This is a genomic window from Pseudomonas sp. RC10, assembly GCF_038397775.1.
GTDB classification, from domain to species: domain Bacteria; phylum Pseudomonadota; class Gammaproteobacteria; order Pseudomonadales; family Pseudomonadaceae; genus Aquipseudomonas; species Aquipseudomonas bambusae.
Map to the genome: position 1 here is coordinate 2,576,703 of NZ_CP151650.1, position 25,035 is coordinate 2,601,737.

Annotated in this window: 22 protein-coding genes; 18 read left to right on the plus strand and 4 right to left on the minus strand. The window is 61.1% G+C overall.

The window, feature by feature from the left end:
- Positions 1–2 precede the first annotated feature (2 nt).
- The 7 genes from AAEO81_RS12010 to AAEO81_RS12040 all read left to right on the plus strand — a co-directional run bounded on the left by AAEO81_RS12010 (position 3) and on the right by AAEO81_RS12040 (position 8,515).
- Positions 3–1,331: an FAD-binding oxidoreductase gene (locus AAEO81_RS12010; protein WP_341963826.1), complete on the plus strand. Its 1,329-nt coding sequence runs from the start codon at positions 3–5 to the stop codon at positions 1,329–1,331.
- On the plus strand, positions 1,328–1,702 hold the full coding sequence (locus tag AAEO81_RS12015) for an ethanolamine utilization protein EutQ (protein ID WP_341963827.1): 375 nt from the start codon (positions 1,328–1,330) through the stop codon (positions 1,700–1,702). Before AAEO81_RS12010 ends, AAEO81_RS12015 begins: the two co-directional genes overlap by 4 nt.
- Before the next feature lie 176 nt (positions 1,703–1,878).
- A complete protein-coding gene (locus AAEO81_RS12020; protein ID WP_341963828.1) occupies positions 1,879–2,223 on the plus strand; it encodes a hypothetical protein in 345 nt (114 codons plus the stop codon).
- A 161-nt stretch (positions 2,224–2,384) separates the two neighbouring features.
- Positions 2,385–4,601, plus strand: a complete 2,217-nt coding sequence (locus AAEO81_RS12025; RefSeq protein ID WP_341963829.1) for a TonB-dependent siderophore receptor — start codon at positions 2,385–2,387, stop codon at positions 4,599–4,601.
- 498 nt (positions 4,602–5,099) lie between these two features.
- Complete coding sequence (rbsK, locus tag AAEO81_RS12030; protein ID WP_341963830.1) at positions 5,100–6,038, plus strand: ribokinase; 939 nt, start codon at positions 5,100–5,102, stop codon at positions 6,036–6,038.
- Positions 6,039–6,116: 78 nt separating this feature from the next.
- Complete coding sequence (gene fucP, locus AAEO81_RS12035) at positions 6,117–7,448, plus strand: L-fucose:H+ symporter permease (RefSeq protein WP_341963832.1); 1,332 nt, start codon at positions 6,117–6,119, stop codon at positions 7,446–7,448.
- Positions 7,445–8,515, plus strand: a complete 1,071-nt coding sequence (locus AAEO81_RS12040; protein ID WP_341963833.1) for an aldose 1-epimerase family protein — start codon at positions 7,445–7,447, stop codon at positions 8,513–8,515. Before fucP ends, AAEO81_RS12040 begins: the two co-directional genes overlap by 4 nt.
- A gap of 282 nt (positions 8,516–8,797) precedes the next feature.
- Here the strand turns inward: AAEO81_RS12040 and deoR are convergent, their stop codons facing one another.
- A complete protein-coding gene (gene deoR / locus AAEO81_RS12045) occupies positions 8,798–9,568 on the minus strand; it encodes a DNA-binding transcriptional repressor DeoR (protein ID WP_341963834.1) in 771 nt (256 codons plus the stop codon).
- A gap of 138 nt (positions 9,569–9,706) precedes the next feature.
- On the opposite strand from deoR, the gene deoC reads away from it, so the two are divergent.
- Positions 9,707–10,387, plus strand: a complete 681-nt coding sequence (deoC, locus tag AAEO81_RS12050; RefSeq protein ID WP_341963835.1) for a deoxyribose-phosphate aldolase — start codon at positions 9,707–9,709, stop codon at positions 10,385–10,387.
- A gap of 169 nt (positions 10,388–10,556) precedes the next feature.
- Positions 10,557–11,510 (plus strand): alpha/beta hydrolase, encoded by a 954-nt coding sequence (locus tag AAEO81_RS12055; RefSeq protein ID WP_341963836.1) that lies wholly within the window; start codon positions 10,557–10,559, stop codon positions 11,508–11,510.
- A gap of 271 nt (positions 11,511–11,781) precedes the next feature.
- Here AAEO81_RS12055 and AAEO81_RS12060 read toward each other — a convergent pair whose 3' ends face one another.
- Positions 11,782–12,510 (minus strand): CatB-related O-acetyltransferase, encoded by a 729-nt coding sequence (locus AAEO81_RS12060; protein ID WP_341963837.1) that lies wholly within the window; start codon positions 12,508–12,510, stop codon positions 11,782–11,784.
- Between the two features lie 224 nt (positions 12,511–12,734).
- Here AAEO81_RS12060 and AAEO81_RS12065 point away from each other — a divergent pair, with 224 nt between their 5' ends.
- Positions 12,735–13,610, plus strand: a complete 876-nt coding sequence (locus AAEO81_RS12065; RefSeq protein ID WP_341963839.1) for an AraC family transcriptional regulator — start codon at positions 12,735–12,737, stop codon at positions 13,608–13,610.
- Between the two features lie 149 nt (positions 13,611–13,759).
- On the opposite strand, the gene AAEO81_RS12070 is transcribed toward AAEO81_RS12065, so the two are convergent.
- A complete protein-coding gene (locus AAEO81_RS12070) occupies positions 13,760–14,659 on the minus strand; it encodes a LysR family transcriptional regulator (protein WP_341964526.1) in 900 nt (299 codons plus the stop codon).
- A 127-nt stretch (positions 14,660–14,786) separates the two neighbouring features.
- Between AAEO81_RS12070 and AAEO81_RS12075 the strand changes: the two genes are divergently transcribed.
- From AAEO81_RS12075 to dctM, 8 genes are all read left to right on the plus strand, one after another.
- The gene (locus tag AAEO81_RS12075) at positions 14,787–15,626 is read left to right on the plus strand and encodes a MaoC family dehydratase N-terminal domain-containing protein (protein WP_341963840.1); all 840 of its coding nucleotides are present in this window, start codon (positions 14,787–14,789) and stop codon (positions 15,624–15,626) included.
- A gap of 69 nt (positions 15,627–15,695) precedes the next feature.
- The gene (locus AAEO81_RS12080; protein WP_341963841.1) at positions 15,696–16,859 is read left to right on the plus strand and encodes an acyl-CoA dehydrogenase family protein; all 1,164 of its coding nucleotides are present in this window, start codon (positions 15,696–15,698) and stop codon (positions 16,857–16,859) included.
- A 10-nt stretch (positions 16,860–16,869) separates the two neighbouring features.
- Positions 16,870–18,219 (plus strand): MmgE/PrpD family protein, encoded by a 1,350-nt coding sequence (locus AAEO81_RS12085; RefSeq protein WP_341963842.1) that lies wholly within the window; start codon positions 16,870–16,872, stop codon positions 18,217–18,219.
- 127 nt (positions 18,220–18,346) lie between these two features.
- Positions 18,347–19,546: a CaiB/BaiF CoA-transferase family protein gene (locus AAEO81_RS12090; RefSeq protein ID WP_341963843.1), complete on the plus strand. Its 1,200-nt coding sequence runs from the start codon at positions 18,347–18,349 to the stop codon at positions 19,544–19,546.
- A 157-nt stretch (positions 19,547–19,703) separates the two neighbouring features.
- Positions 19,704–20,528, plus strand: coding sequence for a CoA ester lyase (locus AAEO81_RS12095; protein WP_341963844.1), 825 nt, complete (start codon positions 19,704–19,706; stop codon positions 20,526–20,528).
- 406 nt (positions 20,529–20,934) lie between these two features.
- Positions 20,935–21,930 carry a TRAP transporter substrate-binding protein gene (locus AAEO81_RS12100; protein WP_166595087.1) on the plus strand — a complete coding sequence of 332 codons (996 nt, stop codon included), beginning with the start codon at positions 20,935–20,937 and terminating at the stop codon, positions 21,928–21,930.
- Positions 21,931–22,033: 103 nt separating this feature from the next.
- The gene (locus tag AAEO81_RS12105) at positions 22,034–22,666 is read left to right on the plus strand and encodes a TRAP transporter small permease (RefSeq protein ID WP_166595088.1); all 633 of its coding nucleotides are present in this window, start codon (positions 22,034–22,036) and stop codon (positions 22,664–22,666) included.
- On the plus strand, positions 22,666–23,949 hold the full coding sequence (gene dctM, locus AAEO81_RS12110) for a C4-dicarboxylate TRAP transporter large permease protein DctM (protein WP_166595089.1): 1,284 nt from the start codon (positions 22,666–22,668) through the stop codon (positions 23,947–23,949). Before AAEO81_RS12105 ends, dctM begins: the two co-directional genes overlap by 1 nt.
- A 294-nt stretch (positions 23,950–24,243) precedes the next feature.
- On the opposite strand, the gene AAEO81_RS12115 is transcribed toward dctM, so the two are convergent.
- Positions 24,244–25,029, minus strand: coding sequence for an aldolase (locus AAEO81_RS12115; RefSeq protein ID WP_341963845.1), 786 nt, complete (start codon positions 25,027–25,029; stop codon positions 24,244–24,246).
- Positions 25,030–25,035: the final 6 nt, after the last annotated feature.

Here is a 25,035-nt window from a genome sequence, read left to right on the forward strand (position 1 = left end):
AAATGAACAGTATTGTCAAACTGCCGTACGACGACAGCACCTGCGGTTGGTACGAAGCCTTGCCTCCACCGGCTGCGAGCCATCGCCTCCAGGGCCAACAATCCGCAGATCATGTTGTCATCGGTGCAGGCTTCGCAGGGCTCAGCGCGGCACGGCGGTTAGCCGAACATCTGCCTGACGCACGGATCCTGTTGGTGGATGCTCAGCGTGTGGGCTATGGCGCGTCCGGGCGCAACTCCGGTTTCGTGATCGACCTGCCTCATAAATTCGCGCTGGAACATCCGGACCCCCAGCATAAACAACGGCTGCTCGGTCTTAACCGCTCTGCAATCGCCCAGCTTGAGTCTTTGATCAATCAGCACGGGATTCAGTGCCAGTGGTCCCATGCCGGAAAGTATCAAGGCGCGGTAGGTGACCGGGGCTTGGCTTACCTTGATCACTTTCAGGGTTTGCTCGACAACCTGGGCGAAACCTACAGCGTGGTGGAACGCCGGGAGCTTGCTTCAGTACTGGGGACCGAGCACTACAGCCGAGCGATCTTCACACCGGGCTGCTACCTCATGCAGCCTGCCGCCCTGGTTCGTGGCCTTAGAGATTCGCTTCCGGCAAACGTCGAGGTGCTTGAGGAGTCACCGATCAGAGGGCTTGAGCGTGACGCTTCCGGTCTGTGGGTTCTGAACGGTGATAACGGAGCGATTCGGACGCCAAGCGTTCTGTTGAGCACAAGCATTTTCACCCAAGAGTTTGGGTACCTGCGTAACCGGTTGTTGCCCGTCATGACATTTGCCAGCTGGACGCGACCGTTGACCGATGAGGAAATGGCCTCTGTGGGTATCCAGCCGGACTGGGGCCTGACGCCCGCCGATCATGCAGGTACCACGGTGCGCATGACTCAAGACCGGCGATTGATCATCCGCAACACGTACAAACATGTGCCTCGGTACGGGCGCAGCGTGAGCGGGGGCACGCGGGACAAGATTCGTGAAGACCACCGCAAGGCGTTCCTTGACCGTTACCCGACATTGTCGCGTGTCCCGTTCACCCATACGTGGGGAGGCACCTACGCGATCTCTCGAAACTTCACGAACTTTTTCGGCAAAGTGAACGAGGGGGTTCACGTCACCGCCTGCGACAACGGCGTAGGTGCAGCATGGGGAACCGTGTCTGGCCGATTGCTCGCAGACAAGGTGCTGGGCGCCGACTCCCAGCAGCTCCAGGACATTCAGGCCGTTACCGGAATGCCGTCGCTGAACCCTCCCGAGCCGTTTCTGGGGATGGGGGTGCGGACGCGCATTCGCTGGGCCGCCTGGAACAGCAGGAGTGAGTTGTGACCAGCCAACGCTGTACCGGCAAGGGCCCGGTCGTTCTGGTCGACCACCGTGACCTGACGTTTAGTCATCGCGGTGGCCCACCGGGAGGTGCCAGCGTCGCACGGGCTCTCACTGACGAGGTCTCACCGAACATGGGGGTTGGCTTCGCGCGGTGGGAGGGCGCAGAGGTGTCGTGGACACTTTTGTACGACGAAGTCATCTTTGTGATTGAAGGCCGTTTCGAGCTGTCCGCTAACGGAGTGGCGTACTCAGTCGAGCCGGGTCAGGTGCTCTGGATTCCGGATGGCACCGAGGTGACCTACGCAGGTCATGCGTTGTTCGGTTACGTGGTGTATCCCGGGAACTGGAAAGAGCGGCAGCTCGGAAAGTAGAGCGTCACTGCGCTGAGATGTCGTGATCGACTCGCGGCATTTCAGCTCACTGAATACGTAGTTTTCTCATTGGCCTTGAACCCGAGGCAGTGATACCTTTCGCCGCCATGGACGGGACCCGCTCTTATCTCAGATATCTAGCTCCAGCCTTGCTGATCCTTGTGCTGCTTAACGGCATGGCATGCAGCATCGGGCACGGGCAGATGTTGCAGAAGATGTTTGCGCCGAGTGTGCCGTCCCCATCAAGCCAGGCAATGGCGACAGGGCACGCCATGGGGATGGATCACTCCCATCACCACATGGGCAAGCCGGTCGCCAATCAGGACATGCCGCCAATGCCAGGCATGGACTCTCCCTTCAGCGACTGCTTTTTTGCCGCGTCACTGCCGCTGGGCCTTATTCTGTTCGCGGTGTTGGGCTGGCTGCTTCGGCGCCGGCCTATGCGGCCAATTGCGCGTCGCCTGACGCTACTGACCCATCCCGCCGCGCTATTACTGAGCCTGCAACCCCGCGCACCTTGAGTGCAGCTTGTTCTCTTTAGCCCCATCACGTTTGAACGCTTGGCCCTGAACAGAGCCGAGTGCGCTTCTGTGCAGGGTGCATAGGGAAACTGCCGAAATCCTGAAGTGCTGGCCTAAGGGACCAGCGCCATTCGTTGCTGCCTACTCGAAAGAAATTGATCATGAACCGTACCCCCATTCGCAGGCCTCTGCGCCCGCTTCCTTGTGCCTTTTACCTGACGGCAATCTGCGCGCCAGGGCTTGCCTTGGCTTCAAATGCCCACGTAGAAAATGGGTCCGAGCTGACTCCGCTCACCCAGGCGAGAGAAGAACAAACCACGCCCCCCCATGCTCCAGCGGCGCCGAACTCGGCCTTGGCGTCCCGGACGGTCGATCTCCCAAGTACCACCGTGTCGGACACGTCCATCTCGGGCTATATCACTCCGACGTCAACCAACACCACCCGAACCGATACCCCTCTCAAGGAGTATCCGGCCTCCATTCAGGTCGTGCCCAATGAGCTGCTGAAGGACCGGGGCGTCACCCGCATCGACCAAGTGGCTGAAACCGTCAGCGGCGTGCATGCCGAGGCGAACTACGGCGGGAACGGCGCCACCTTCTTCAACATCCGGGGCTTTAGTGAAAGCAACGGCCTGCGCGATGGCTTTCGTAACTACGGCTATTACGCATTCCGCGACGTGCAGAACATCGATCAAGTCGAAATATTCAAAGGCCCCGCGGGTGCGTTGTACGGGGGGATCGGTGCGATTGGTGGCTACCTTAACACCGTCTCGAAAAGACCTGAGTGGAATGATTTTGGTGAGGTGAGCGGCACGGTAGGTAGCCACGACTTGGCGCGATCCACCCTGGACGTGAACCGCGTGTTGAACGAAGACCTGAGCGTGCGTCTCAATGCGTCCGCCGAACATGATTCGACTTTCCGAGACGACACCCGCGACCACTCATGGTCCTTCGCGCCCGCGATCACTTGGGACAATCACGAAGGCACGTCTTTGACGCTGCTGAGTGAGTACAACCACCTCAACCGAGACGGATTCGACTTCGGCGTGCCGGCAGTGGCCAACTACCGCGAATTGTCCAAAACCCGATATTACGGACTCAGCAGCAAAGCGTACGCGGGCATTGATGGCGACTACGGGAAGAACGATACCCTCTCTGAAACCCTGCTGTTCGAGCACTCACTATCTGACAACTGGAAGCTGCGGCTGGCAGGCCAATATGCTTATGCACGGCAGCGTTCGACCCAGTCATTCCCTAACAGCACCGCGACTGTGGGTAATCTGCTCGACTACTCCGTTTACAGCGATGCGGATGAGTCTTCTCGACAGTTCGGGACGCGTGCGGAGCTGGTGGGGGAGGTTTTTACAGGCGACATCAAACACCAGTTGCTGATCGGTACTGACTACAGCGTCCAGAAAATTTCAAGCGCTGGCTCACAGATCTCCACGATGACGTTGGATCTGAGCAATCCGGATTACCTTTCAGGTTTGACACCCGCCGGTTCGCTGGATGGCCACGAATCGCAAGGGAAGGATTACGGTGCGTATGTACAAGACCTTATCGAGCTGACACCGACCCTTAAACTCCAGGCCGCGTTACGTGCCGACCGATTCGTCAACCGCGCCAAGGCGTCAGGTGGTGACTCAGCCCAGGGACAGCAATCGACGCTGTCTCCGCGTTTGGGCATCGTTTGGCAGGCCACTGACAGCACGTCGTACTTCGCGGATTGGAGCCTCAGCCATTCACCGAATGTCGGTCACAGCGGCAGTAACGTCACCTATGAGGCTGAGGTTGCGGAGCAGTTTGAGGTGGGGCTCAAGCACGAGCTGATCAAAGACCGGCTCGACGCCAATCTGGCGGTGTTCAGTCTTGATCGTAACCATATCTTGACCACGGATCCGGATGATCCGTTGCTCCAAGTGCTGACGGGAAAACAGCGAAGTCAGGGCGTAGAGCTGGACATCACGGGCAACATCAATCCCCAGTGGAAGACGGCTGCGAGTTACACCTACACCGTCGCGAAGGTGCGCAGCGATAGCAACTACCCAACAGGGGATGTCTTGAGCAATGCGCCTCGTCACAGTGCCAGCCTATGGACGGCCTACCAACTGAAGTCAGTGGAAGGCCTGCAGATCGGCGGCGGTGTTTACTATGAGGGCTCGCGCGAGGCAACGCTGCCTAACACCTTCAAACTCTCCAGTTACGTTCGAACAGATGCGATGGCCTCCTACAAGGTCGGCGCATGGACGACGCAAATGAACGTCTTCAACGTGTTCGACCGCAGGTACTACACCGGAGGTACTGCTGCGACGTTTGACTACACGCTGATGCCAAGTCCGCCAAGAACGATTCAGCTTTCTGAGACCTATCGGTTCTGATCGTCACGTGACATCGTCCAGCCCCCGTAGCCGATACCTTGCAGTCTGTGGCAACGAGGGCTGGCGATGGCTAGGACAGAAGGTCCGACCCGTCGGCGAGTCGATATCGATGCATGTGTGTGGCAGCGATGGCGATCTGGTTGATGAATATCGTTTTGCTGTATCGCCTGAAGGGAGATGCACTGCCAATCCCTGCTTCAGCCCACAGGCGATAGGGGAGGCGTCATAGCAGCACCCCGTGCAAAATCCTCTGAATCATCCAATCGCAAACGATTGCGACCACCGGCTGTCTGAATCTATCAGCAGCCTCAACCTCTCTAAATCCGGGCTTTCAACGGGTCAGGCAGCAATGCCTGGCCCGTTTTTGCGTGTGGTCGGTGAAAGCCCCACAAAATAGAGGTTGAATAGTCACAACAAATGTTATTTAAATAACAAAAATAATATCGCGTCGGCGGTTCGGTTTTGCGATCCCTGCGCGTACACAAGGTAATGACACACATGAACAAGATCGCGGTCATCGGCAGCAACATGGTGGATTTGATCACCTACATCGACCGGATGCCGGCTCAGGGCGAAACCCTCGAAGCGCCGAACTTCGCCATGGGGTGCGGCGGCAAGGGTGCCAATCAAGCCGTCGCGGCCGCCAAGCTAGGCGCCGACGTGCTGATGCTGACCAGGGTCGGCGACGACATGTTCGCCGACAACACCCTCGCCAATTTCCAGCGCCACGGTATCGACACCCAGTTCGTGCAGCGGGTGCCCGGCGTCTCCAGTGGCGTCGCACCGATCTTTGTGCAGAGCGATTCCCACAACAGCATCCTCATCGTCAAAGGCGCCAACGCGCACCTCAAACCCGCTGACATTGACGCCGCTCAAGCTGCCTTGCGCGACTGCACGCTGATCGTCCTGCAGCTGGAAATCGAACTGGAAACGGTCTACCACGCCATCGATTTCGCCAAGGCCAACGGTATTCCTGTACTGCTCAACCCGGCGCCTGCGGTCAAGGGTCTGAGTCGTGAACACCTGCTGAAACTCGACTTTTTCATCCCCAACGAAAGCGAACTGGCCCTGATCACCGGGCAGGTCGTCGACTCCCTCGAATCCGCCCGCTCCGCTGCCTTGAAGCTGGTGCAGGACGGCATTCGCCACGTGATCGTGACCCTCGGCGAACAGGGCGCGCTGTACGTGGGCGAGGAGGGCGAATTCCGCGTCGAGGGCCTGAAAGTCGATGCCCGCGACACCACCGGCGCAGGCGATGCCTTCATCGGCTGCTTCGCCCGGCACTGGAGCGAAGACGGCGACATGCGCCGGGCGATGACCCAGGCGGTGGCCTATTCCGCCTGCTCGGTCACGGGCCTCGGCACCCAGAGTTCCTACCCGGACGCTGCCACGTTCGGGCGTTTTCTCGACACCTGCTCTTCAAAAAATACGCAATAAGTCACCCCTGAGCCGCCGCACCTTGCCCGGTCACGCTGACGGCCCGGCGCGGTATCCCGCACTTCACGGAGAACAACAATGACAAAGCCCGCGCTCCAACAATCACCGGACGGGTTCTACCTGAACCGCACGCCCTGGTTCGCCTTTATCCTGCTGTGCTGCTGCTTCGCGCTCTGGGCCGCAGCGGCGAGCATGAATGACGTGCTGATCGCGCACTTCAAGAAGGCCTTTCTGCTCAGCGATTTCCAGACCGCCTTCGTGCAGTCGGCGTTTTACCTGGGCTACTTCTTCGTGGCGATTCCGGCGGCGATGGTCGTCCGGCATTTCAGCTACAAGACCACGATTCTGATCGGCCTGCTGCTGTACATGGTGGGCTGCTCGCTGTTCTTCCCGGCTGCCTCGATGGCCACGTACGGCATGTTCCTGCTGGCGCTGTTCGTCATCGCGGCGGGCCTGTCGTTCCTCGAAACCGCGTGTAACACCTATTCCACGTTGATGGGCCCTCGCGAAACCGGCACACGTCGCCTGAACATTTCGCAGACCTTCCACCCGTTCGGCGCCATGGCCGGGGTGTACGTCGGCAGTTTCGTGATGTTCAAGGACACCGACGCCACCCGCGAACAACTGACCCAGATGAGCGCGTTCGACGCGGCGATTCAGCAGCTGCAAATGATCCAGTCCACGTTGCTGCCGTACAAATGGATGATCGCGGTGCTGATCCTGATGTTCGTGCTCATCGCTTTCACCAAATTCCCGGCGTGCAAGGGCAACGTCAAAGAGAACGTGAAGAAGAGCAGCATTGGTCAGAGCCTGTCCCGCCTGTGGCGCAACCCGCGTTTCACGTTTGGCGTGGTAGCACAGTTTCTCTACGTCGGCGCGCAAGTGGGCGTGTGGAGCTTCACCATTCGCCTGGCCATGCAGATGGGCGGGATGAACGAGCGCAGCGCCTCGTGGTTCCTGCTGACCACCTTTGCCGCGTACTTCGTCGGCAAGATGATCGCCAACCTGCTGATGCGCAAACTGCACCCGGCCAAAGTCCTCGCGATTTACGGCGTGCTGACCATCGTCCTGCTGGCTTACACCATTCTTGTGCCGAACATCAGCGCCGTGTACGCCGCCGTGGGCGTGAGCATTTTCCTCGGCCCGTGCTGGCCGACCATTTATGGCCTGACCATCGACGGCCTGGGCGAAGACACCGGTGTCGGCGGTTCGCTGCTGGTGATGAGCATCGTCGGCGGCGGTGTCATGCCGATCTTCCAGGGCCTGCTGTCCGACGCGACCCACGGCAACATGCAGATCGCCTACAGCGTGCCGCTGCTGTGCTTCGTGGTCATCGTCGCGTACGCCATCAAATGCCTGCGTGACCCGAGCAGCGAAACGGCGCCGGTCGGTGCGGTGACCGCCTCATGAACACGACTGTCGCGCTGTTTCCCGAGCTGTTTGCAGGGGATGAGAAGACCCTGCTGGAGTCCGCCGACTTCCGCGTGCTGGCTTGGACCTACCCCAGCGGCGTGAAGGCGCTCGCGCTGGAGAACAACCGTGGCCGCGTCGTGGTGCTGCCGTATCAGGGGCAGATGATCTGGTCGGCGGTGTTCGACGGCTGTGATCTGACCATGCGCAACATGTTCGAACAGCCGCGCCCGAGTCCGACGGTGATCGGCACTTATGGCTGCTTCATGTTTCACAGCGGCATGCTGCGCAACGGCTGCCCGACACCACAGGACGACCATCCGCTGCACGGCGAAATGCCCTGCGCGCCGATGGACCGCGCCTGGCTGGAAGTGGGTACGGATGCGGCGGGCGCCTTTTTGCGCCTCGGCGGCGAGTACGAATACGTGATGGGCTTCGGCGATCACTACCGCGCCCGGCCCAGCGTGACCGTGCGTCCGGGCTCGGCGCTGTTCGACATCGGCATGGACGTGCAGAACCTCGCAGGCAAGGCGATGGAGCTGATGTACATGGCGCACATGAACTACGCGTATGTGGCTGGCGGGCAGTTCGTCGAGCCGCTGGGTGTCGAGCGGACGCGGGTGCGCAGCAGCGTGCCGGCTCATGTGAAGCCGACCCCGGCATGGACTTCGTACATGGCCGAGCTGACCGACGATCCGTCGCGCTTGCAGACGTTGAACACGCCCGAGCTGTACGACCCGGAAATCGTGTGTTTCTTCGATGGCGTGCAGACGGACGCAATGGGCGACGCGCATTTTCTGCTCAAGCACCCGGACGGCCCGGCGTTCTACACCCGCTACCCACCGGCGCAGTTCGACCGTGCGGCGCGCTGGATTTTGCACAATGCCGATCAGCAGGTCGCGGCGTTCGTGCTGCCTGCGACGTGCGAGCCGGAGGGGTATCTGGCGGAAAAGGCCAAGGGCAATGTGCGGGAATTGGGGGCGGGGGAGAGGGCGTCGTTCAGCGTGACGACGGGGTATCTGGCGGCCGGGGAAGTGCGGCAGTTGGAAGGGGATCTGAAACGCTGAAGGCCCTATCGCGAGCAAGCTCACTCCTACAGGTTCAACCGCGTTTTACCAGGTAAACACGGTTCACCTGTAGGAGCGTGGCTTGTCCCGCGATCTGTCGGGCACCGGCAGCAAACCGGCGAATGCGTTCTGTCTGGTGCAACGCGTTTGCCGATCTTACGACTGCTTTGCAGCTGATCGCGGGACAAGCCACGCTCCTACAGAAGGAAACCGCGATCGACCTGTAGGAGTGAGCTTGCTCGCGATGACGCCAGCGCACACAGCATCGTTCTCGAGAATTGATCACACCACCAGTTGCGCCCCATACCCCTGAATCAAGTCGCGGTACGGCTTGGGCAGTTTCTTGTCGCTGACCACCACCTGGAAATGCTCCAGCGTGGCGAAATGCGCGGTGCGTACGGCGTCGAATTTGGAGTGGTCGGCCAGCAGCATGCAGTGCCGGGCCTGACGCAGCACCTTCTGCTTGACTTCAACCTCATTGAAGTTGAAGCAGGTGACGCCGAATTCGTCGCTGACCCCGGCGGCCGAGACAAACGCCCATGTGAGGCGAATGCCATCGAGGATGCTGGCTTCGCTGTGGTGTTCGAACACCTGGTTCTTGCGGTGGAAACTGCCGCCGCACAGGACGATGTGGCAGTTGGGTTTTTGTTGCAGTTTCAGCAGCACGTTGAGGGAGTTGCACACGGCGGTGAACTCCAGCTCCTCGGGAATGAAGTCGATGACGAAGGGAATCGTCGTCCCGCAATCGAAAAACACCGTGTCGCCGGGTTTGATGAACGCGGCAGCCAGTTTACCGATGCGGCGCTTTTCCTCGACGTGGCGCGTGCCTTGCTCGGTGACTTTGTAATCGCTGGCTTCCGACGGATCGAACGCCAGCGTGATGTGCCCGCCCAGCAAGTGGAATTTCTCCGGATGACGGCCCAGGTCGCGACGCAGGGTCATCTCCGAGACATCCAGCAGCGCAGCCATTTCGCGCAGGTGAATGGCTTTCTGGTCCTGCAGGGCTTGCTGAATCAGTTTGATGCGGTCGGATTTCTTGTTGTCCACGGTCATCCCGGCTGTCGATTATCGTGATATAAAAGTAACATAGTCTGTTATATTTCAAACATTGTGACGAGCGAGTGAACACCCTTTGCGTGTCGCTCGAAGCTTACCGCTTATCGCTAACCACTGCTTCTGAAGGAAGAGTCAATGAAGATCGAACCCGCCGCGCTCGCGCAGTATATCGACCACACCTTGCTGGCCGCCGATGCCTCCCGCGCGCAGATCGCCACCTTGTGCCGTGAAGCGCAGGAACATGGATTCTATTCGGTGTGCGTCAACTCTGGACAGGTGCCGTACGCGGCGTCGCTGCTGACCGGGCAGAAGGTCAAGGTCTGCGCCGTGGTCGGCTTCCCATTGGGCGCCGGCCTGAGCGACACCAAGGCATTCGAAGCGAAGCAGGCGATTGCCGCCGGTGCGGGCGAAATCGACATGGTGCTGAACGTCGGCGCGCTGAAGGACGGCTTGCTGGATGTCGTGCGGGATGACATTGCAGCGGTCAAAACTGCCTGTGGCACGGTGCCGTTGAAGGTGATTCTGGAAACTTGCCTGCTGGATGACGCGCAGAAAACCGCCGCGTGCGAGATCTGCCGTGAGCTGGACGTGGCATTCGTCAAAACCTCCACCGGCTTCAGCCGCAGCGGCGCGACGCTGGAAGACGTGGTCCTGATGCGCAAGGTGGTCGGTGCAGGCGTGGGCGTCAAAGCCTCGGGCGGCGTGCGGGATTACGCGACGGCCGTGGCGATGATCGAAGCGGGTGCGACGCGTCTGGGCACCAGTTCCGGCATTGCGATTGTCAGCGGCGCGCCTGCGTCGGGGTCGGGGTACTGACTGTTCGAACTCACTCGAACCTGTAGGAGCCGGGGGCGCGTTTCGTCAGGGGGCTATCGGTAACCGGACGCGCGCACCCGCCGCTCCATTCGGCTGAAGGGCATGACCGACCTCACCAATGAATGGCAAACTGCCGGAGGTCTCACTCGATCTCCGGAATTTACCCCTCATGCCGCAATTCTTCCTGGCGCATTTCAAGGCCCGCTGGATCTTCTGGCTGTGCATGCTGTTGATCGTCGTCGGCCTGCCGGTCGGCTGCGCGGCGTTGCAGCACAAGGAGCGTGAGCTGGTGTTCATGATCGAACCCGGCACCGCCAGTTGGTACCACGGCATTCCGGCCGATGTGCAGGAGCTGGAACTCAAGGCGCCGTCGTTCGGCGTGTCGCAGAACATTCACGCGTGGTGGTGGCTGGCCGAGAAGAGAGACGCGCCCGCGATTCTTTATCTGCACGGCTCGCGCTGGAACCTCACCGGGCAATTTTTCCGCATCGAGCAACTGCACGCGCTGGGCTTTTCCGTGTTGGCCATCGACTACCGCGGCTTTGGCGAAAGCAAAGGGCAACTGCCGTCCGAAGCGTCGGTGTATGAAGACGCGCGCATCGCGTGGGCGCGTTTGAAACAGCTGCAACCCGACCCCCGCAAACGTCTGATCTATGGGCATTCCCTAGGTGGTGCAGTGGCCGTGGACCTGGCCTCGGAGCTGGGCCGCGATGCGCTGAAGAGTGACGAACCGATCCAGGCGAGGGGGCTGATCATCGAATCCACCTTCACCAACCTCGCCGACGTCGCGGCGTCTGTCGCCAGTACACGCACGTCATTGCCGGTGCGCTGGCTGGTGTCGCAGAAATTCGATTCCATCGACAAAATCGCCGACATTCACATGCCGCTGCTGATCGTGCACGGTGCGGCAGATCAGTTCGTCTCGCCACGCTTCAGCGAGCAGCTGTTTCAGGCCGCGCAAGAACCGAAGAACCTGCTGATGGTGCCGGGCGGCAATCACAACAACAGCATGAACCTCGGGCGTCAGGCTTATGGTCAGGCGATTCAGACGCTGCTCAACGAACAAGCGCCACCGGTGCATGCGTCCAACGATTCCGCAGCGCCAGCTAAACAGGCGGGTTGAAGCCAAAGGGGGCACGCGTTCTAGACCTGTAGGAGCGAATTCATTCGCGAAGGGCCGGTAAGGCTGACACCTCTCTGCCGGATGCACCAACGTCTCGCGAATAAATTTGCTCCTACAGAGGTCCCATAGCGCCGCCGATTCGGGAGCGTGACGCGTTCAAACTGTGGGAGCGAATTCATTCGTGAAGAGGGAGTACATCCGACGCATATCATCGACTGTACGCTTTTCGCGAATAAATTCGCTCCCACAGATCGATCTCAACATGGCTGAATCACTGCGCAGCCTGGTGGCTCACCGAGAACGGTTTGTTGCGCACCACGACCTTGCCGGGATGGCTGTCCGGCACGACAAAACCCTTCAATGCTTCCAGCAGTTTTTCGGGGGCTTCGATGGGCAGTTCGGCCAATTGGTGCGGCGTCAGGTTCCACCACTGGCTCGCCAGCAACCCTTCGATGATGTGCGGCTCGAAACGATAACGCTGCACTTTGGCCGGGGAGCCGACGACGATGGCGTAGGGCGGCACGTCCTTCGTGATCAAGGATTGCGCGCCGATCACCGCGCCGGTGCCGATGGTGATGCCTTCCAGAATCAACACGTCCATGCCGATCCACACGTCGTGGCCGATCACGGTCTGCTTGACCGCTTCATGCTGCGTCAGCCCCGCCTGCTGCTGACGCAACCCGCCCAGCGCGCTGTGGGTGCTCAGCCATTCCAGCGGGTGGGATTTGCGGTTCTGGCCGATGGTCACGTCGCGGGCGATCGAGCAATAGCGGCCAATGCTCGCGACGTTCTGCAGCTCGGTGCCGCTGACGATGTCGGTGTAGGCGCCGATGCTCAGGCGCTCCGCGTTGATTTTCACCTGATGCAATTTCACGCCATGCTCCAGCGTCAGCTCCATGTCCCGCCGCAGGCCACGGATGCCACTGTCCAGACGGCATTTGTTCTGGGCCAGCCCCTGTTTGAGTTGACGATCGAGGAGTACGCGGCGCAGGAAATTCATGAAAGGCACGTCCGTTTGAAGGCAATGAGAGGGGCGCTTTTGCAGATCATTGGCGAGGCTGCGTTACCGATGCGCGTCTCTTTTTGAGAAAGACTGGTGTAGGAAAAGTCGGGAATAGTCGCATATCTCGCCCTTCATCGACAGTCAGGCTGCTGCCATTCCCAAGCACCTCGCCAAGTGGTATCTGTGTTCGCCTGTGTCAGTTGTCGATCACGAGCCGCGCCATGGATAAGTATTCAAACGGAGAAGCCCACCTCGCGCATTCCGAGCGGGATTGGGTCGTGCGCGCCCAGCCGTTGCCGAACCTGGAGCGCATCGAAGCGTATTTCCACGGCCACGGTTTCGAGATGCACCGCCACGACACCTACGCCATTGGCCACACCCTGTCGGGGGTGCAGAGTTTTCAGTACGGCAAGGACAAGGTGAACAACCTGCCGGGGCAGACCATCGTTCTGCACCCCGACGAACCCCACGACGGCCACGCAGGCACCGAAGACGGCTTTCGCTACCGGATGTTTTACCTGGAACCGGCGATGATCCAGCAGGTGTTGGGTGGCAAGCCGTTGCCGTTCATCAAGGGCGGCGTGTCCCGTGATCCACGCCTTTTCAGAGCGAGCCAGGCGCTGTTGAAAGACTTGCACAACCCGTTCGAACCGCTGGAACTGGACGACGCTGTGTTTGATTTGACCGTCGCGTTGCAAGACGCTGCAGGCGTGAGAAGAGGGCGGCAATCCACCGACTACGCCGCCGCCGAACGCGCCCGCGAACTGCTGATGGCCAGCCTTGAACAGGGCGTCAGTCTGGAAGCACTCGAACAGGCCAGCGACACCGACCGCTGGCGCCTGTCCCGGGATTTTCGCGCACTCTTCGGCACCAGCCCCCACCGCTATTTGACCCTGAGACGCCTCGACCTCGTGCGCCATTCGATTGCGTGCGGCGTGTCATTGAGCGATGCATCGGTGATGGCGGGGTTTGCCGACCAGAGCCACATGACGCGGCATTTCGTGAAGACGTTTGGGTATCCGCCGGGGAAGTGGCTGAAAATGCTGGGAGTCCGACAAGAAGCACTCGCCGATAGGCCTTCTTCGCTGCCGTCGTAACCTCCGGCGGCTCCCACACGTTTTTGTGCCGATCATCGATCCTCGGTTCGCCCCGAATCCTGTGGGAGCAGCCGGAGGTTACGACGGCCGCGAAAGCGGCCTTTCAGCCACCCATAGCCTGACTGACACCCTGCTTTGCAAAATTCACCTCAAACCGCCACCTGCCCACTCGGCATCAACACCGCAATCAACGCCCTGACCACCCCTGGCAGGGCGTCCAATTCCCTCACCAGAATGCTGCGCTCGCGCACCGCCCACGGCTCGTCCAGTTGAACAGTGACCAGCTTCATTGTCCGGCTATGCCGCAACGCGGCGGACTCGGGAATGACGCCGATCCCGACCCCCGCTTCGACCATCCGGCAGATCGCTTCGAAGCTCGACACCTGAATCCGCAATGACAGGTTCAACCCCAGTCGCTCCACGTGATCGCGCAGAAAACTCAACAACGTGCTGCCTTCGTGCAGGCCTATGTGCTGAAACGCCAGGGTTTGCTTCAACGTGACTGTTTTCTGCGTCGCCAGTTCGTGACCTTCCGGCACGGTCAGGACGAGGCGGTCGGTGCTGAAGTGGATCACCTGCAACCCGGCCGCTTCCACAGGCCCGGCAATGATGCCCATGTCCGAGCTGCCGTCCAGCACGCCGCGCACGATGTCCCGCGACAAACGCTCTTGCAGGTCCACCGTCACGCCGGGGCGCTGGGCGAGAAAGCCTGCCAGCACTTCGGGGAGGAATTCGGTCACCGCCGTGGTGTTGGCGAAGATGCGGATGTGCCCAGCGGAATCGGTGCCGTAGGTGGTGAATTCGCTTTTCAGGTAATCGACCTGACTCATGATCAGCCGGGCGTGCTTGAGCAGGCGCTGACCGGCGGGGGTCAGTTCGACGCCACGGCTGTCGCGGTACAGCAGGCGGGTGTCGAGTTGGCTTTCCAGTGCCTTGATCCGGGCGCTGGCGGCGGCTGGGGAGAGGAAGGCGCGGCGGGCGCCCTGGGTCAGGCTTGGGGATTCGCCAATGTGGATGAAGAGGCGCAGGTCAGCCAGGTCGAAGTGCATGGGGATGTCCGGACGGGTGAAGGCGTTCAGCATATATGAACGCCGGTATACGCAAATGCAAATTCACAGAATGCCGATAGGCTCTCATGATCCGCTCATAACAACAAATTGCGGAGGGTTCTCTCACATGAGTGCTTCAGAGTCGCCGGTGGATTTCAGTGCCTGGATCGGTCGGACCGAAGAGGCTCGGGATCACCTGAGCCACAACCTGATCAAGCGCATCGCCGCCACGTTCGGTGAGCCGGTGCCTGCCGATGGCGACGCGTTGCCGCCGCTGTGGCAATGGTGTTTCTTTCAGGACCCGGTGTTCGAATCGCAACTCGGCGCAGACGGCCATCCCGCTCGCGGCGGGTTTCTGCCCCCCGCTGACAACCGCAACCGCATGTGGGCCGGTGGCCGGGTCGAGTTCATCCGGCCGCTGACCGTCGGCGCCGATGCCCATCGCCTCTCGACCATCCTGCACATCGAAGAAAAGCATGGCCGCACCGGCTCGCTGCTGTTCGTCACCCTGCGTCACGACTATTCGCAAAACGGCGAGCTGTGTGTGCGCGAAGAGCAGGACATCGTCTACCGCGAGCCCAATCCGCCCAAGCTCAACAGCGGTGAAGCGCCGGAGCAGGGGCACTGGAGCGAGACCATCGAGCCGACGCCGACCCTCTTGTTCCGCTATTCCGCCGTGACCTTCAACGGCCATCGCATCCATTACGACTACCCGTACGTCACCGAAACCGAGGGCTATCCGGGGCTGGTGGTGCACGGTCCGATGATCGCCACCTTCAACCTGCGGGCGTTCATCCGTGCCAACCCCGAGGCGCGCGTGCGCCATTTCGCCTATCGCGGCGTGCGCCCACTGAACGTGCCGACGCCGTTCCGCGTGGGTGGCCGCATCAGCGAGCCAGGTAAGGCGCAGTTGTGGGCCGGTAATGAAGCGGGCGTTGCCCAGAGCGCCGAAGTGGTTTTTGACTGAGCCGCCTTCGACTGAATCTCTTCCTTTATATAAGCCGGCCCTCGCGCCGCTGCCAGATGAGCACAGACCATGAGTCCATACGATAACGAAGACCTCAATGCCATCCGCGAAGGCGTGCGCGCCCTGTGCGCCGAATTTCCGGCCGAGTACTGGCGCAAGATCGACGAGGAGAAGGGCTTCCCGGAAGCCTTCGTCAAGGCGTTGACCGATGCGGGCTGGTTGTCGGCGATGATACCGACCGAATACGGCGGCTCGGGTCTGGGCCTGGCGGAAGCCTCGGTGATTCTCGAAGAAGTGAACGCCTGCGGCGGCAACTCCGGCACCGTGCATGGCCAGATGTACAACATGTTCACCCTTCTGCGTCACGGCAGCGACGCGCAGAAAAGCTACTACCTGCCCAAACTCGCCAGCGGCGAACTGCGCCTGCAATCGATGGGCGTGACCGAGCCGACCACCGGGACCGACACCACCAAGATCAAGACCACCGCCGTGAAGCAGGGCGACAAGTACGTGATCAACGGCCAGAAGGTCTGGATCTCGCGCATTCAGCACTCGGACCTGATGATCCTACTGGCCCGCACCACGCCGCTGGCCGAGGTGAAAAAGAAATCCGAAGGCATGTCGATTTTTCTCGTCGACCTGCGCGAAGCCGTCGGCAACGGCCTGACCGTCCAGCCGATTGCCAACATGGTCAATCACGAAACCAACGAGCTGTTCTTCGACAACCTCGAACTGCCCGCTGACAGCCTGATCGGCGAAGAGGGCAAAGGCTTCAAATACATCCTCGATGGCCTGAACGCCGAGCGCACCCTGATCGCCGCCGAGTGCATTGGCGACGGCCGCTGGTTCACCGAAAAGTCCGCCGCCTATGCCCGCGACCGCGTGGTGTTCGGCCGCCCGATCGGACAGAACCAGGGCGTGCAATTCCCGATTGCCGAAGCCCACATCGAAATCGAAGCCGCCGACCTGATGCGCTGGCGCGCTTGCGAAGAATACGACAGCGGCAAGAACGCGGGCGCAGCGGCCAACATGGCCAAGTACCTCGCGGCCAAGGCGTCGTGGGAAGCGGCCAACGCCTGCCTGCAAACCCACGGCGGCTTCGGTTTCGCCAACGAATACGACGTCGAACGCAAATTCCGCGAGACCCGTCTGTATCAGGTCGCGCCGATCTCCACCAACCTGATTCTTTCCTACGTTGCCGAGCATTTGCTCGAACTGCCACGCAGCTTCTGAGGACACCGAGATGAGTCATACCCAAGCCTTGGCGACATTTCTCGCCGAGCTGAAATACGAACAGATCCCCGGCCACGTGCTGGATCGCACCGAAGACCTGTTCCTCGACTGGATCGGTTCGGCGCTGGCCAGCAAAGGCGCCCGTCCGATTCCCGTTTTCGAGCGTTACGCCGAACGGGTCGGCCCGGCCAGCGGCAAGGCGAAAATGCTGGTGAACGGTCGCGGTACGTCGGCGTATTTCGCGGCGCTGGTCAATGGCGCGGCGTCGCACCTGGTCGAGCAGGACGACCTTCACAACAGCTCGGTATTGCACCCGGCGACCGTGGTGTTTTCGGCGGTGTTGGCGGTGGCGCAGGACCTGGACAAATCCGGGCAAGACCTGCTGCTGGCGTCGGTGGCGGGTTACGAGGCGGGGATTCGCATCGGCGAATTCATGGGCCGTTCGCACTACCGCATCTTCCACACCACGGCCACTGTCGGCACCCTCGCCGCCGCCGTGGCGGTGGGCAAGCTGCTGAACTTCAATCAGGAGCAGTTCATCAATCTGCTGGGCACCGCAGGCACGCAAGCGGCGGGCCTGTGGGAATTCCTGCGTGACGCGGCGGATTCGAAACAGCTGCACACCGCCAAGGCAGCGGCTGACGGTGTGCTGTCGGCGTACCTGACCGAAGACGGCCTGACCGGCGCGCGCAATATTCTGGAAGGTGATCAAGGCATGGCGGCGGGGATGTCCACGGACAGCGATCCGTCGAAGTTGTCGGACCGTCTGGGCTCCCGTTGGGCGCTGGTCGAGACCTCGTTCAAGTTCCACGCCTCGTGCCGCCATACCCATCCGGCCGCCGATGCGCTGTTGCACCTGATGCAGCGCGAAGGCCTGCGCCATGAGCAGATCGCCAAGGTCGTGACCCGTGTTCACCAAGGCGCGATTGACGTGCTGGGCCGGGTCGATGTGCCGCAGACCGTGCACCAGGCGAAGTTTTCCATGGGCGCGGTGCTGGGGCTGATTGCCGTGCATGGCAGCGCGCAGTTGATCGAATTCCGCGACCTGGCGCTGGTGGATGCCGACGTCGCGGCCTTCCGCGAGAAGGTGACGATGGAGCTGGACCCTGAAGTCGACGGCGCTTACCCGGCGCGCTGGCTGGGGCGCGTGATCGTCACCACCACCGACGGCCGCACCCTGACCGCCGCCATCGACGACCCGAAGGGCGACCCGGGTAACACCCTGTCGCGGCCTGAGCTGGAAGACAAGGTGCAGCGTCTGCTGGCGTTCTCCGGCGCCCGCTCGGTGGAGCAGGGCAAGGCGTTGATCGAACGGGTCTGGCAGCTGCGTGATGCGCAGTCGTTGAGCGACCTGATTTAAGGCATGCGCCGAACCTGTAGGAGTGAGCTTGCTCGCGATAGCGGTGTGTCAGTTTGAGTATTCGGCACAGGCAGATCGCAATCGCGAGCAAGCTCACTCCTACAGGGATGCGTGAGAGGTGGAAAACATGACTCAAAACAACCCCCGTCCTCTGGACGGCATCACCGTCGTCAGCCTGGAACACGCCATTGCGGCGCCGTTCTGCACGCGTCAACTCGCTGACCTCGGTGCCCGCGTGATCAAGGTCGAGCGCCCTGGCGTCGGCGATTTCGCCCGTGGCTATGACCAGCGCGTCGACGGCCTGGCCTCGCACTTCGTCTGGACCAACCGCTCCAAGGAAAGCCTGACCCTTGACCTCAAACAGGGCGAGGCGGGCGACATTCTGGAATCGCTGCTGGGCCAGGCCGATGTGCTGGTGCAGAACCTTGCGCCCGGCGCCGCCGCACGCATGGGCCTGTCGTTCGAGGCCCTGCACGAACGCTTCCCGCGACTGATCGTCTGCGACATTTCCGGCTATGGCGAAGGCGGCCCGTATGAAAAGAAGAAGGCCTACGACCTGCTGATCCAGAGCGAAGGTGGCTTTCTGTCGGTGACCGGCGGCCCCGGTGAAAACGACATGGCCAAGGCCGGTTGCTCCATCGCCGACATCGCCGCTGGCATGTACGCCTACACCGGCATCCTCTCGGCACTGATGCTGCGGGACAAGACCGGCGAGGGCAGCCGCATCGACGTCAGCATGCTGGAAAGCCTGGTGGAGTGGATGGGCTACCCGATGTACTACGCCTACAACGGCGCGCCGCAACCGCCTCGGGCCGGAGCATCGCACTCGACGATCTACCCGTATGGCCCGTTCCCGACCGGGGGCGGTGGCACGATCATGCTCGGGCTGCAAAACGAGCGGGAGTGGGCGCTGTTTTGCGAGAAGGTGCTGCTGGACAAGGCGCTGGCCACCGACGAGCGTTTCTCGGCCAACTTCAAGCGTTCGGAAAACCGCGAGGTGCTGCGGCAGATCATCGTCGAAGGCTTTGCCACGCTGAGTGTGGATGAAGTGGTCGCGCGGCTTGAAGACGCGCAGATCGCCAACGCCCGGGTCAACGACATGCAAGGCGTGTGGGATCACCCGCAACTCAAGGCCCGCGACAGCTGGCGCGAAGTGGACAGCCCGTCCGGCCCGTTGCCGTCGTTGCTGCCACCGGGTCGCAACGCCGCTTTCACCCCGCGCATGGACGGCGTGCCGGGGCTGGGGCAGCACACGGCGAGCATTCTGGGCGAACTGGGTTTCAGCGCCGACGACCAGGCGCGGATGGCGAAGGCCGGGGTGGTTTAGGTCGCCGTCTGGCCGCGATTTTATGGCGGACCCGGTTTCACTGTGGGAGCGAATTCATTCGCGATTGGCCGGTACATCCGACGCATTTCCATCGGTCTCAACGACGTCTCGCGAATGAATTCGCTCCCACAGAACACATTTCACAAGGATATAGACCATGCCCCAAACCATCATCCGCTCCGCGCTGTTCGTGCCCGGCAGCCGACCCGAGCGCTTCGCCAAGGCGTTGGCCGCCGGGGCCGACGCGGTGATCGTCGACTTTGAAGACGCCGTGGAAGAGCCGCTCAAGCGTGAGGCCCGGGACAACCTCGGCGTGTTTCTTCGGGTTAATCCAGAAGCGGCAGTCTGGGTGCGGGTCAATGCACCGGATCATGCCGAACACGCGGCGGACCTGGCGTTCTGCAAACAGCACTCAGGCGTTGCCGGGGTGCTATTGCCCAAAGTCGAAAGCGCCGCCCACGTGGCCGCTGTTCACGCTATAGGCAAGCCGGTGCTGCCGATCATCGAAAGCGCCAAGGGGCTGTTGGCCCTCGCGGAAATCGCCCGTGCGCCGGGGGTCGAGCGTCTGTCGTTCGGTGGCCTGGACCTGGCGCTGGACCTGAACCTCAACACCGGCACCCCGGCCGCCCAGCTGTTTCTCGATCAGGCGCGCATGTCGGTGCAATTGCATTCCCGGGGGGCCGGCTTGTTGCCTCCGTTGGACGGCGTGCACCCCGCCATCGGCGACCCCGACGGTCTGCACTGTGTGATTCGTCACGCCTATGACATGGGCTATGGCGGCGCCCTGTGCATCCACCCCAAACAAGTGCCGGTGATCCACGCCGCTCTCGCGCCCAGTGCCGATGACCTGGCCTGGGCCGGGCGCGTGGTGGAAGCCAGCACAGCGGCGGGTGGGGCCGGGGCGTTTCAGCTGGACGGGCAGATGGTCGATGCGCCGGTGCTGCAACGGGCACAGCGGTTGTTGGCGTTGGCCGCTGGTTGACGCAAGACCTCTGTAGGAGCGAATTCATTCGCGAGGCTGCATTCCAGGCGACAATCGTTCATCGACTGTAACGACGTCTCGCGAATGAATTCGCTCCTACAGAGGCCACCTGCGCCTTTGGACCGCGCACTCCAGTCTCCTGCTTGATCAGCATTCATTGTGGCGATGCGCTCAATAGTGGCACTTCTTCATTAGCCTGCTAACTTTCTAGCTGCGCGGCGTCTGGCTAGCGCTTGGGGATGAATCACCGTAACAGGTTGGCGTTCAGCTCCACCGAACGCTGGCTTACATAAAAGCTGATTCTCGAAACACTCAGGGTTGGGCACTGTTAGATGGCACAACGCTCATGATCCACCGACTGCTCCAAAAACTATAAAGCTCCTACAAAAATAAAAAGGTGATATCGATGTTGAAGCTGACCAAGGCGCTGTTCTGCGCCGCTGCAGTGTCCGTGGCCGGTATGGCCCACGCTGACCCCGTCGTCATCAAGTTCGCTCACGTGGTGGCGGAAAACACCCCGAAAGGCCAGGGCGCCTTGATGTTCCAGAAAATGGTAGCGGCCGATCCCGCCTTGAAAGACAAGGTCAAGGTCGAGGTCTACCCGAACTCGTCGCTGTTCGGCGACGGCAAGGAAATGGAAGCGCTGTTGCTCGGTGACGTGCAGATGCTGGCGCCGTCCCTGGCCAAGTTCGAGCAATACACCAAGAAAACCCAAATCTACGACCTGCCGTTCCTGTTCAACGACCTGGCCGCTGTCGATCGGTTCCAGCAAGGCCCGCAGGGCAAGGCGCTGCTGACCTCCATGGACGACAAAGGCATCCACGGCCTGGCCTATTGGCACAACGGCTTGAAGCAGCTGTCGGCGAACAAGAAGATGGTTGAGCCGAAAGACGCCCGTGGCCTGAAATTCCGCGTCCAGGCGTCGAGCGTGCTGGAAGCGCAGTTCGTCGCGCTCAAAGCCAACCCACGCAAGATGAGCTTTGCCGAGGTCTATCAGGGCCTGCAGACCGGTACCGTCAACGGCACCGAGAACACCTGGTCGAACTATGAAAGCCAGAAGGTGAACGAGGTGCAGCCGTTCTTCACCGAGTCCAACCACGGCCTGATCGACTACATGGTCATCACCAACTCCAAGTTCTGGAACGGCCTGCAGCCTGACGTGCGTGACGAGCTGCAGAAGATCATGGATCAGGTCACCGTCGAGGTGAACAAACAGGCTGAAGCCCTGAACCAGACCGCCAAGCAGAAAATCATCGATTCCAAGACCAGCGAAATCGTGACCCTGACCCCTGAACAGCGGGCCAAATGGCGCGAAGTCATGAAGCCGGTCTGGGACAAATTCGCTGAAGAAATCGGTCCGGACCTGATCAAGGCCGCTGACGACTCGAACAAGGCGCCTTGATCGCCCGCATGACGGTTTGATCGATACAGGTCCCCGAGACCTGCGTGGCCGCCCGCTTCTTTGAAGAGGGGGTGGCCGCTCTCTCTATGTGCGGAGATTTCTTATGCAATCGCTGACGCGACTCTGGGAGCACCTGGAGGAGGGCATGATCGCCTTTCTGCTGGCTGCCATGACGCTCGTGACGTTCGTCTACGTGGCGCTCAACAACATCTACACCTTGTTTTACACGCTGAGTGACAAATGGACCGTCACCAGCGATTTCTTCTCGTTCCTCGGCGACCACACCATGGGGTACGCCCAGGAAATGACCTGGAGCGTGGCGCTGACCAAAGCCCTGTTCGGCTGGCTGATCTTTTTCGGCGTGTCCTACGGCGTTCGCACGGCGGGTCACCTGGGCGTCGACGCGCTGGTGAAAAAAACCAGCAAACCGGTGCAGCGCCTTCTTGCGATGCTCGCGTGCGCCTGCTGCCTGGCCTATGCCGGCCTGTTCCTCATCGCCAGCTACAAATGGGTGTCGGCGCTGTTCGTGGCGGGCATCGGGGCCGAAGACCTCGACCGCTACGGCGTCAAGGTCGCCTACATCACGGTCATCGTGCCCATCGGTTTCGCGCTGGTGATCGCCCGGTATCTGGAAATCCTCTACCGCATCTGGACCCATCGTCAGACCGGCCTGGGCCTGGCCGATGAAGCGGCAGAAGCCAGCAAACTGGCCAACCCCAATGAGGAGCAACACTGATGACGGTTATCTGTTTGTTCCTGTTGCTGTTCGTGTTCATGTTCCTGGGCGTGCCGATCGCGATCTCCCTGGGGCTCGCCGGTGCCACCTCGATCCTGCTGTTCAGCCCGGACTCGTTGAGCTCGTTGGCGATCAAGCTGTTCGAGACGTCCGACAGCTACACCTTTCTTGCGATTCCGTTCTTCCTGCTGTCCGGCGCGTTCATGACCACCGGCGGTGTGGCGCAACGTCTGATCGACTTCGCCAACGCCTGCGTCGGCCACATTCGCGGCGGTCTGGCGATTGCGGCGGTGTTGGCGTGCATGCTGTTCGCGGCACTGTCGGGTTCTTCGCCCGCGACGGTGGCAGCGGTGGGGTCGATTGCCGTGGCGGGGATGGTGCGCTCGGGCTATCCGAAGGAATTCGGCGCCGGGATCATCTGTAACGCCGGTACGCTGGGGATTCTGATTCCGCCGTCCATCGTGATGGTGGTGTACTCGGCCGCGACCGAAACCTCGGTGGGCAAACTGTTCATCGCCGGTGTCGTGCCGGGGATTCTGCTGGGCGTGATCCTGATGGTGGTGATTTACATCGTCGCCCGGGTCAAGAAACTGCCTGCGCAACCGCGCGTGTCGTTCCGTCAGTGGCTGGCCACGGCACGTCGGGCGTTCTGGGGGCTGTTGTTGCTGGTGATCATCCTCGGCGGGATCTACAGCGGCATGTTCACCCCGACCGAAGCCGCGGCCGTGGCGGCGGTGTACTCAGCCTTCATCGCGCTGTTCGTCTACAAAGACATGCGCATCAGCGATTGCCCGAAAGTGCTGCTGGAGTCGGGTCGGTTGTCGATCATGCTGATGTTCATCATCGCCAACGCAATGCTGTTCGCCCACGTGCTGACCACCGAGCAGATCCCGCAGCAGATCACCAACTGGGTGATCTCCGAAGGGCTGACGCCGATTGGTTTCCTGATCATGGTCAACGTGGTGTTGCTGGTGGCCGGGAGCTTCATGGAGCCTTCGGCGATCGTGCTGATCCTGGCGCCGATCTTCTTCCCGATCGCCACGAAGCTTGGGATCGATCCGATTCACCTCGGCATCGTGATGGTGGTGAACATGGAGATCGGTCTGGTGCATCCACCGGTGGGTCTGAACCTGTTCGTGACCTCGGCGGTGACGGGCCTGACCTTGGGACAAACGATCCGCGCAGCCTTGCCGTGGTTGTCTATCCTGTTGTTGTTCCTGATTCTGGTGACGTACGTGCCGTTCATTTCGCTGGCGTTGCCGAACTGGCTGGGGATGCCGTAACGACGTGCTGAACCTGTAACCGAACTGTGAGCGCAGTGCCTTGGCCCTCGTCGATTCCTTGAATCTTCGGGGGCCTTTTTCGTTTGGGGCGTCGAACAATTAACGTCTGGACGCCGCCCCTCTTGTGGGAGACGCCGGGGGGCAGACACGGACTCCCTGTAGGAGCGAATTCATTCGCGAGGCGGGGGTACATCCAACACATCTTCTTCGGATGTACCCCTGCCTCGCGAATGAATTCGCTCCTACAGAGTTAGTGCTGTGCCGGAATTGGGCGCATGACACTGCAACGATCATTCAATCTGCAAAATCCGGCTCGTGCCGCGCCAGTACTCGCTTCACGCTCTCCAGATGCGCCCGCGCACTGTCGGGGTCTTCCTCGCTCATCTGTCGGGCTGTGCGCAGCAACACCTCAGGCTCGATCGGCTTGAGCGGTCGCCCGCTGCTCATCGCCTTGAGCTGCACCTCCGCCGCGCGTTCCAGGTAGTACAGATCGTCCCACGCCTGGGCGATGCTCGGCGCGGTGACCATCACCCCGTGATTCTTCAGAAACACGATGTCGGCCTGGCCCATCGACGCTGCGATCCGGTCGCCTTCCCGGTTGTCCAGCGCCAGGCCGTTGTAATCCTCGTCCACCGCCACTCGCCCGTAGAACTTCAGCGCGGTCTGCCCGGCCCACGCCAACGGTTCGCCTTCAAGCATTGCCAGCGCTGTCGCATTGGGCATGTGCGTGTGAAAGGCCGCCATCGCACGGGGCTTGTGCAGGTGCAGGCGGGCGTGGATGTAGAACGCCGTCGCTTCGGGTTTGCCGTCGCCCATGATCACGTTGCCGTCGAAGTCGCAGATCAACAGATTCGACGCCGTGATCTCCTCGAATGACAGGCCATACGCGTTGACCAGAAACAGCTCCGGATGCCCCGGCACCAACGCCGAGAAATGATTGCAAATGCCCTCGCTCAACCCCAGACGCGCCGCCATGCGCAGGCTTGCGGCCAGATCGACGCGGGCTGCCTTGACGGCAGGGGCATCGAGGTCGTGGTAGTGCTGTTCATTGAACTGACTGATACGCAAGTCGTGCGCCATGCCTCG

Bases quoted from the DNA above. Each gene is read 5' to 3' on its own strand.
- AAEO81_RS12010 (WP_341963826.1), top strand. From the start codon at position 3: ATGAACAGTATTGTCAAACTGCCGTACGACGACAGCACCTGCGGTTGG.
- AAEO81_RS12020 (WP_341963828.1), top strand. From the start codon at position 1,879: ATGGCATGCAGCATCGGGCACGGGCAGATGTTGCAGAAGATGTTTGCG.
- AAEO81_RS12025 (WP_341963829.1), top strand. From the start codon at position 2,385: ATGAACCGTACCCCCATTCGCAGGCCTCTGCGCCCGCTTCCTTGTGCC.
- rbsK (WP_341963830.1), top strand. From the start codon at position 5,100: ATGAACAAGATCGCGGTCATCGGCAGCAACATGGTGGATTTGATCACC.
- fucP (WP_341963832.1), top strand. From the start codon at position 6,117: ATGACAAAGCCCGCGCTCCAACAATCACCGGACGGGTTCTACCTGAAC.
- AAEO81_RS12040 (WP_341963833.1), top strand. From the start codon at position 7,445: ATGAACACGACTGTCGCGCTGTTTCCCGAGCTGTTTGCAGGGGATGAG.
- deoR (WP_341963834.1), bottom strand. From the start codon at position 9,568: ATGACCGTGGACAACAAGAAATCCGACCGCATCAAACTGATTCAGCAA.
- deoC (WP_341963835.1), top strand. From the start codon at position 9,707: ATGAAGATCGAACCCGCCGCGCTCGCGCAGTATATCGACCACACCTTG.
- AAEO81_RS12055 (WP_341963836.1), top strand. From the start codon at position 10,557: ATGCCGCAATTCTTCCTGGCGCATTTCAAGGCCCGCTGGATCTTCTGG.
- AAEO81_RS12060 (WP_341963837.1), bottom strand. From the start codon at position 12,510: ATGAATTTCCTGCGCCGCGTACTCCTCGATCGTCAACTCAAACAGGGG.
- AAEO81_RS12065 (WP_341963839.1), top strand. From the start codon at position 12,735: ATGGATAAGTATTCAAACGGAGAAGCCCACCTCGCGCATTCCGAGCGG.
- AAEO81_RS12070 (WP_341964526.1), bottom strand. From the start codon at position 14,659: ATGCACTTCGACCTGGCTGACCTGCGCCTCTTCATCCACATTGGCGAA.
- AAEO81_RS12075 (WP_341963840.1), top strand. From the start codon at position 14,787: ATGAGTGCTTCAGAGTCGCCGGTGGATTTCAGTGCCTGGATCGGTCGG.
- AAEO81_RS12080 (WP_341963841.1), top strand. From the start codon at position 15,696: ATGAGTCCATACGATAACGAAGACCTCAATGCCATCCGCGAAGGCGTG.
- AAEO81_RS12085 (WP_341963842.1), top strand. From the start codon at position 16,870: ATGAGTCATACCCAAGCCTTGGCGACATTTCTCGCCGAGCTGAAATAC.
- AAEO81_RS12090 (WP_341963843.1), top strand. From the start codon at position 18,347: ATGACTCAAAACAACCCCCGTCCTCTGGACGGCATCACCGTCGTCAGC.
- AAEO81_RS12095 (WP_341963844.1), top strand. From the start codon at position 19,704: ATGCCCCAAACCATCATCCGCTCCGCGCTGTTCGTGCCCGGCAGCCGA.
- AAEO81_RS12100 (WP_166595087.1), top strand. From the start codon at position 20,935: ATGTTGAAGCTGACCAAGGCGCTGTTCTGCGCCGCTGCAGTGTCCGTG.
- AAEO81_RS12105 (WP_166595088.1), top strand. From the start codon at position 22,034: ATGCAATCGCTGACGCGACTCTGGGAGCACCTGGAGGAGGGCATGATC.
- dctM (WP_166595089.1), top strand. From the start codon at position 22,666: ATGACGGTTATCTGTTTGTTCCTGTTGCTGTTCGTGTTCATGTTCCTG.
- AAEO81_RS12115 (WP_341963845.1), bottom strand. From the start codon at position 25,029: ATGGCGCACGACTTGCGTATCAGTCAGTTCAATGAACAGCACTACCAC.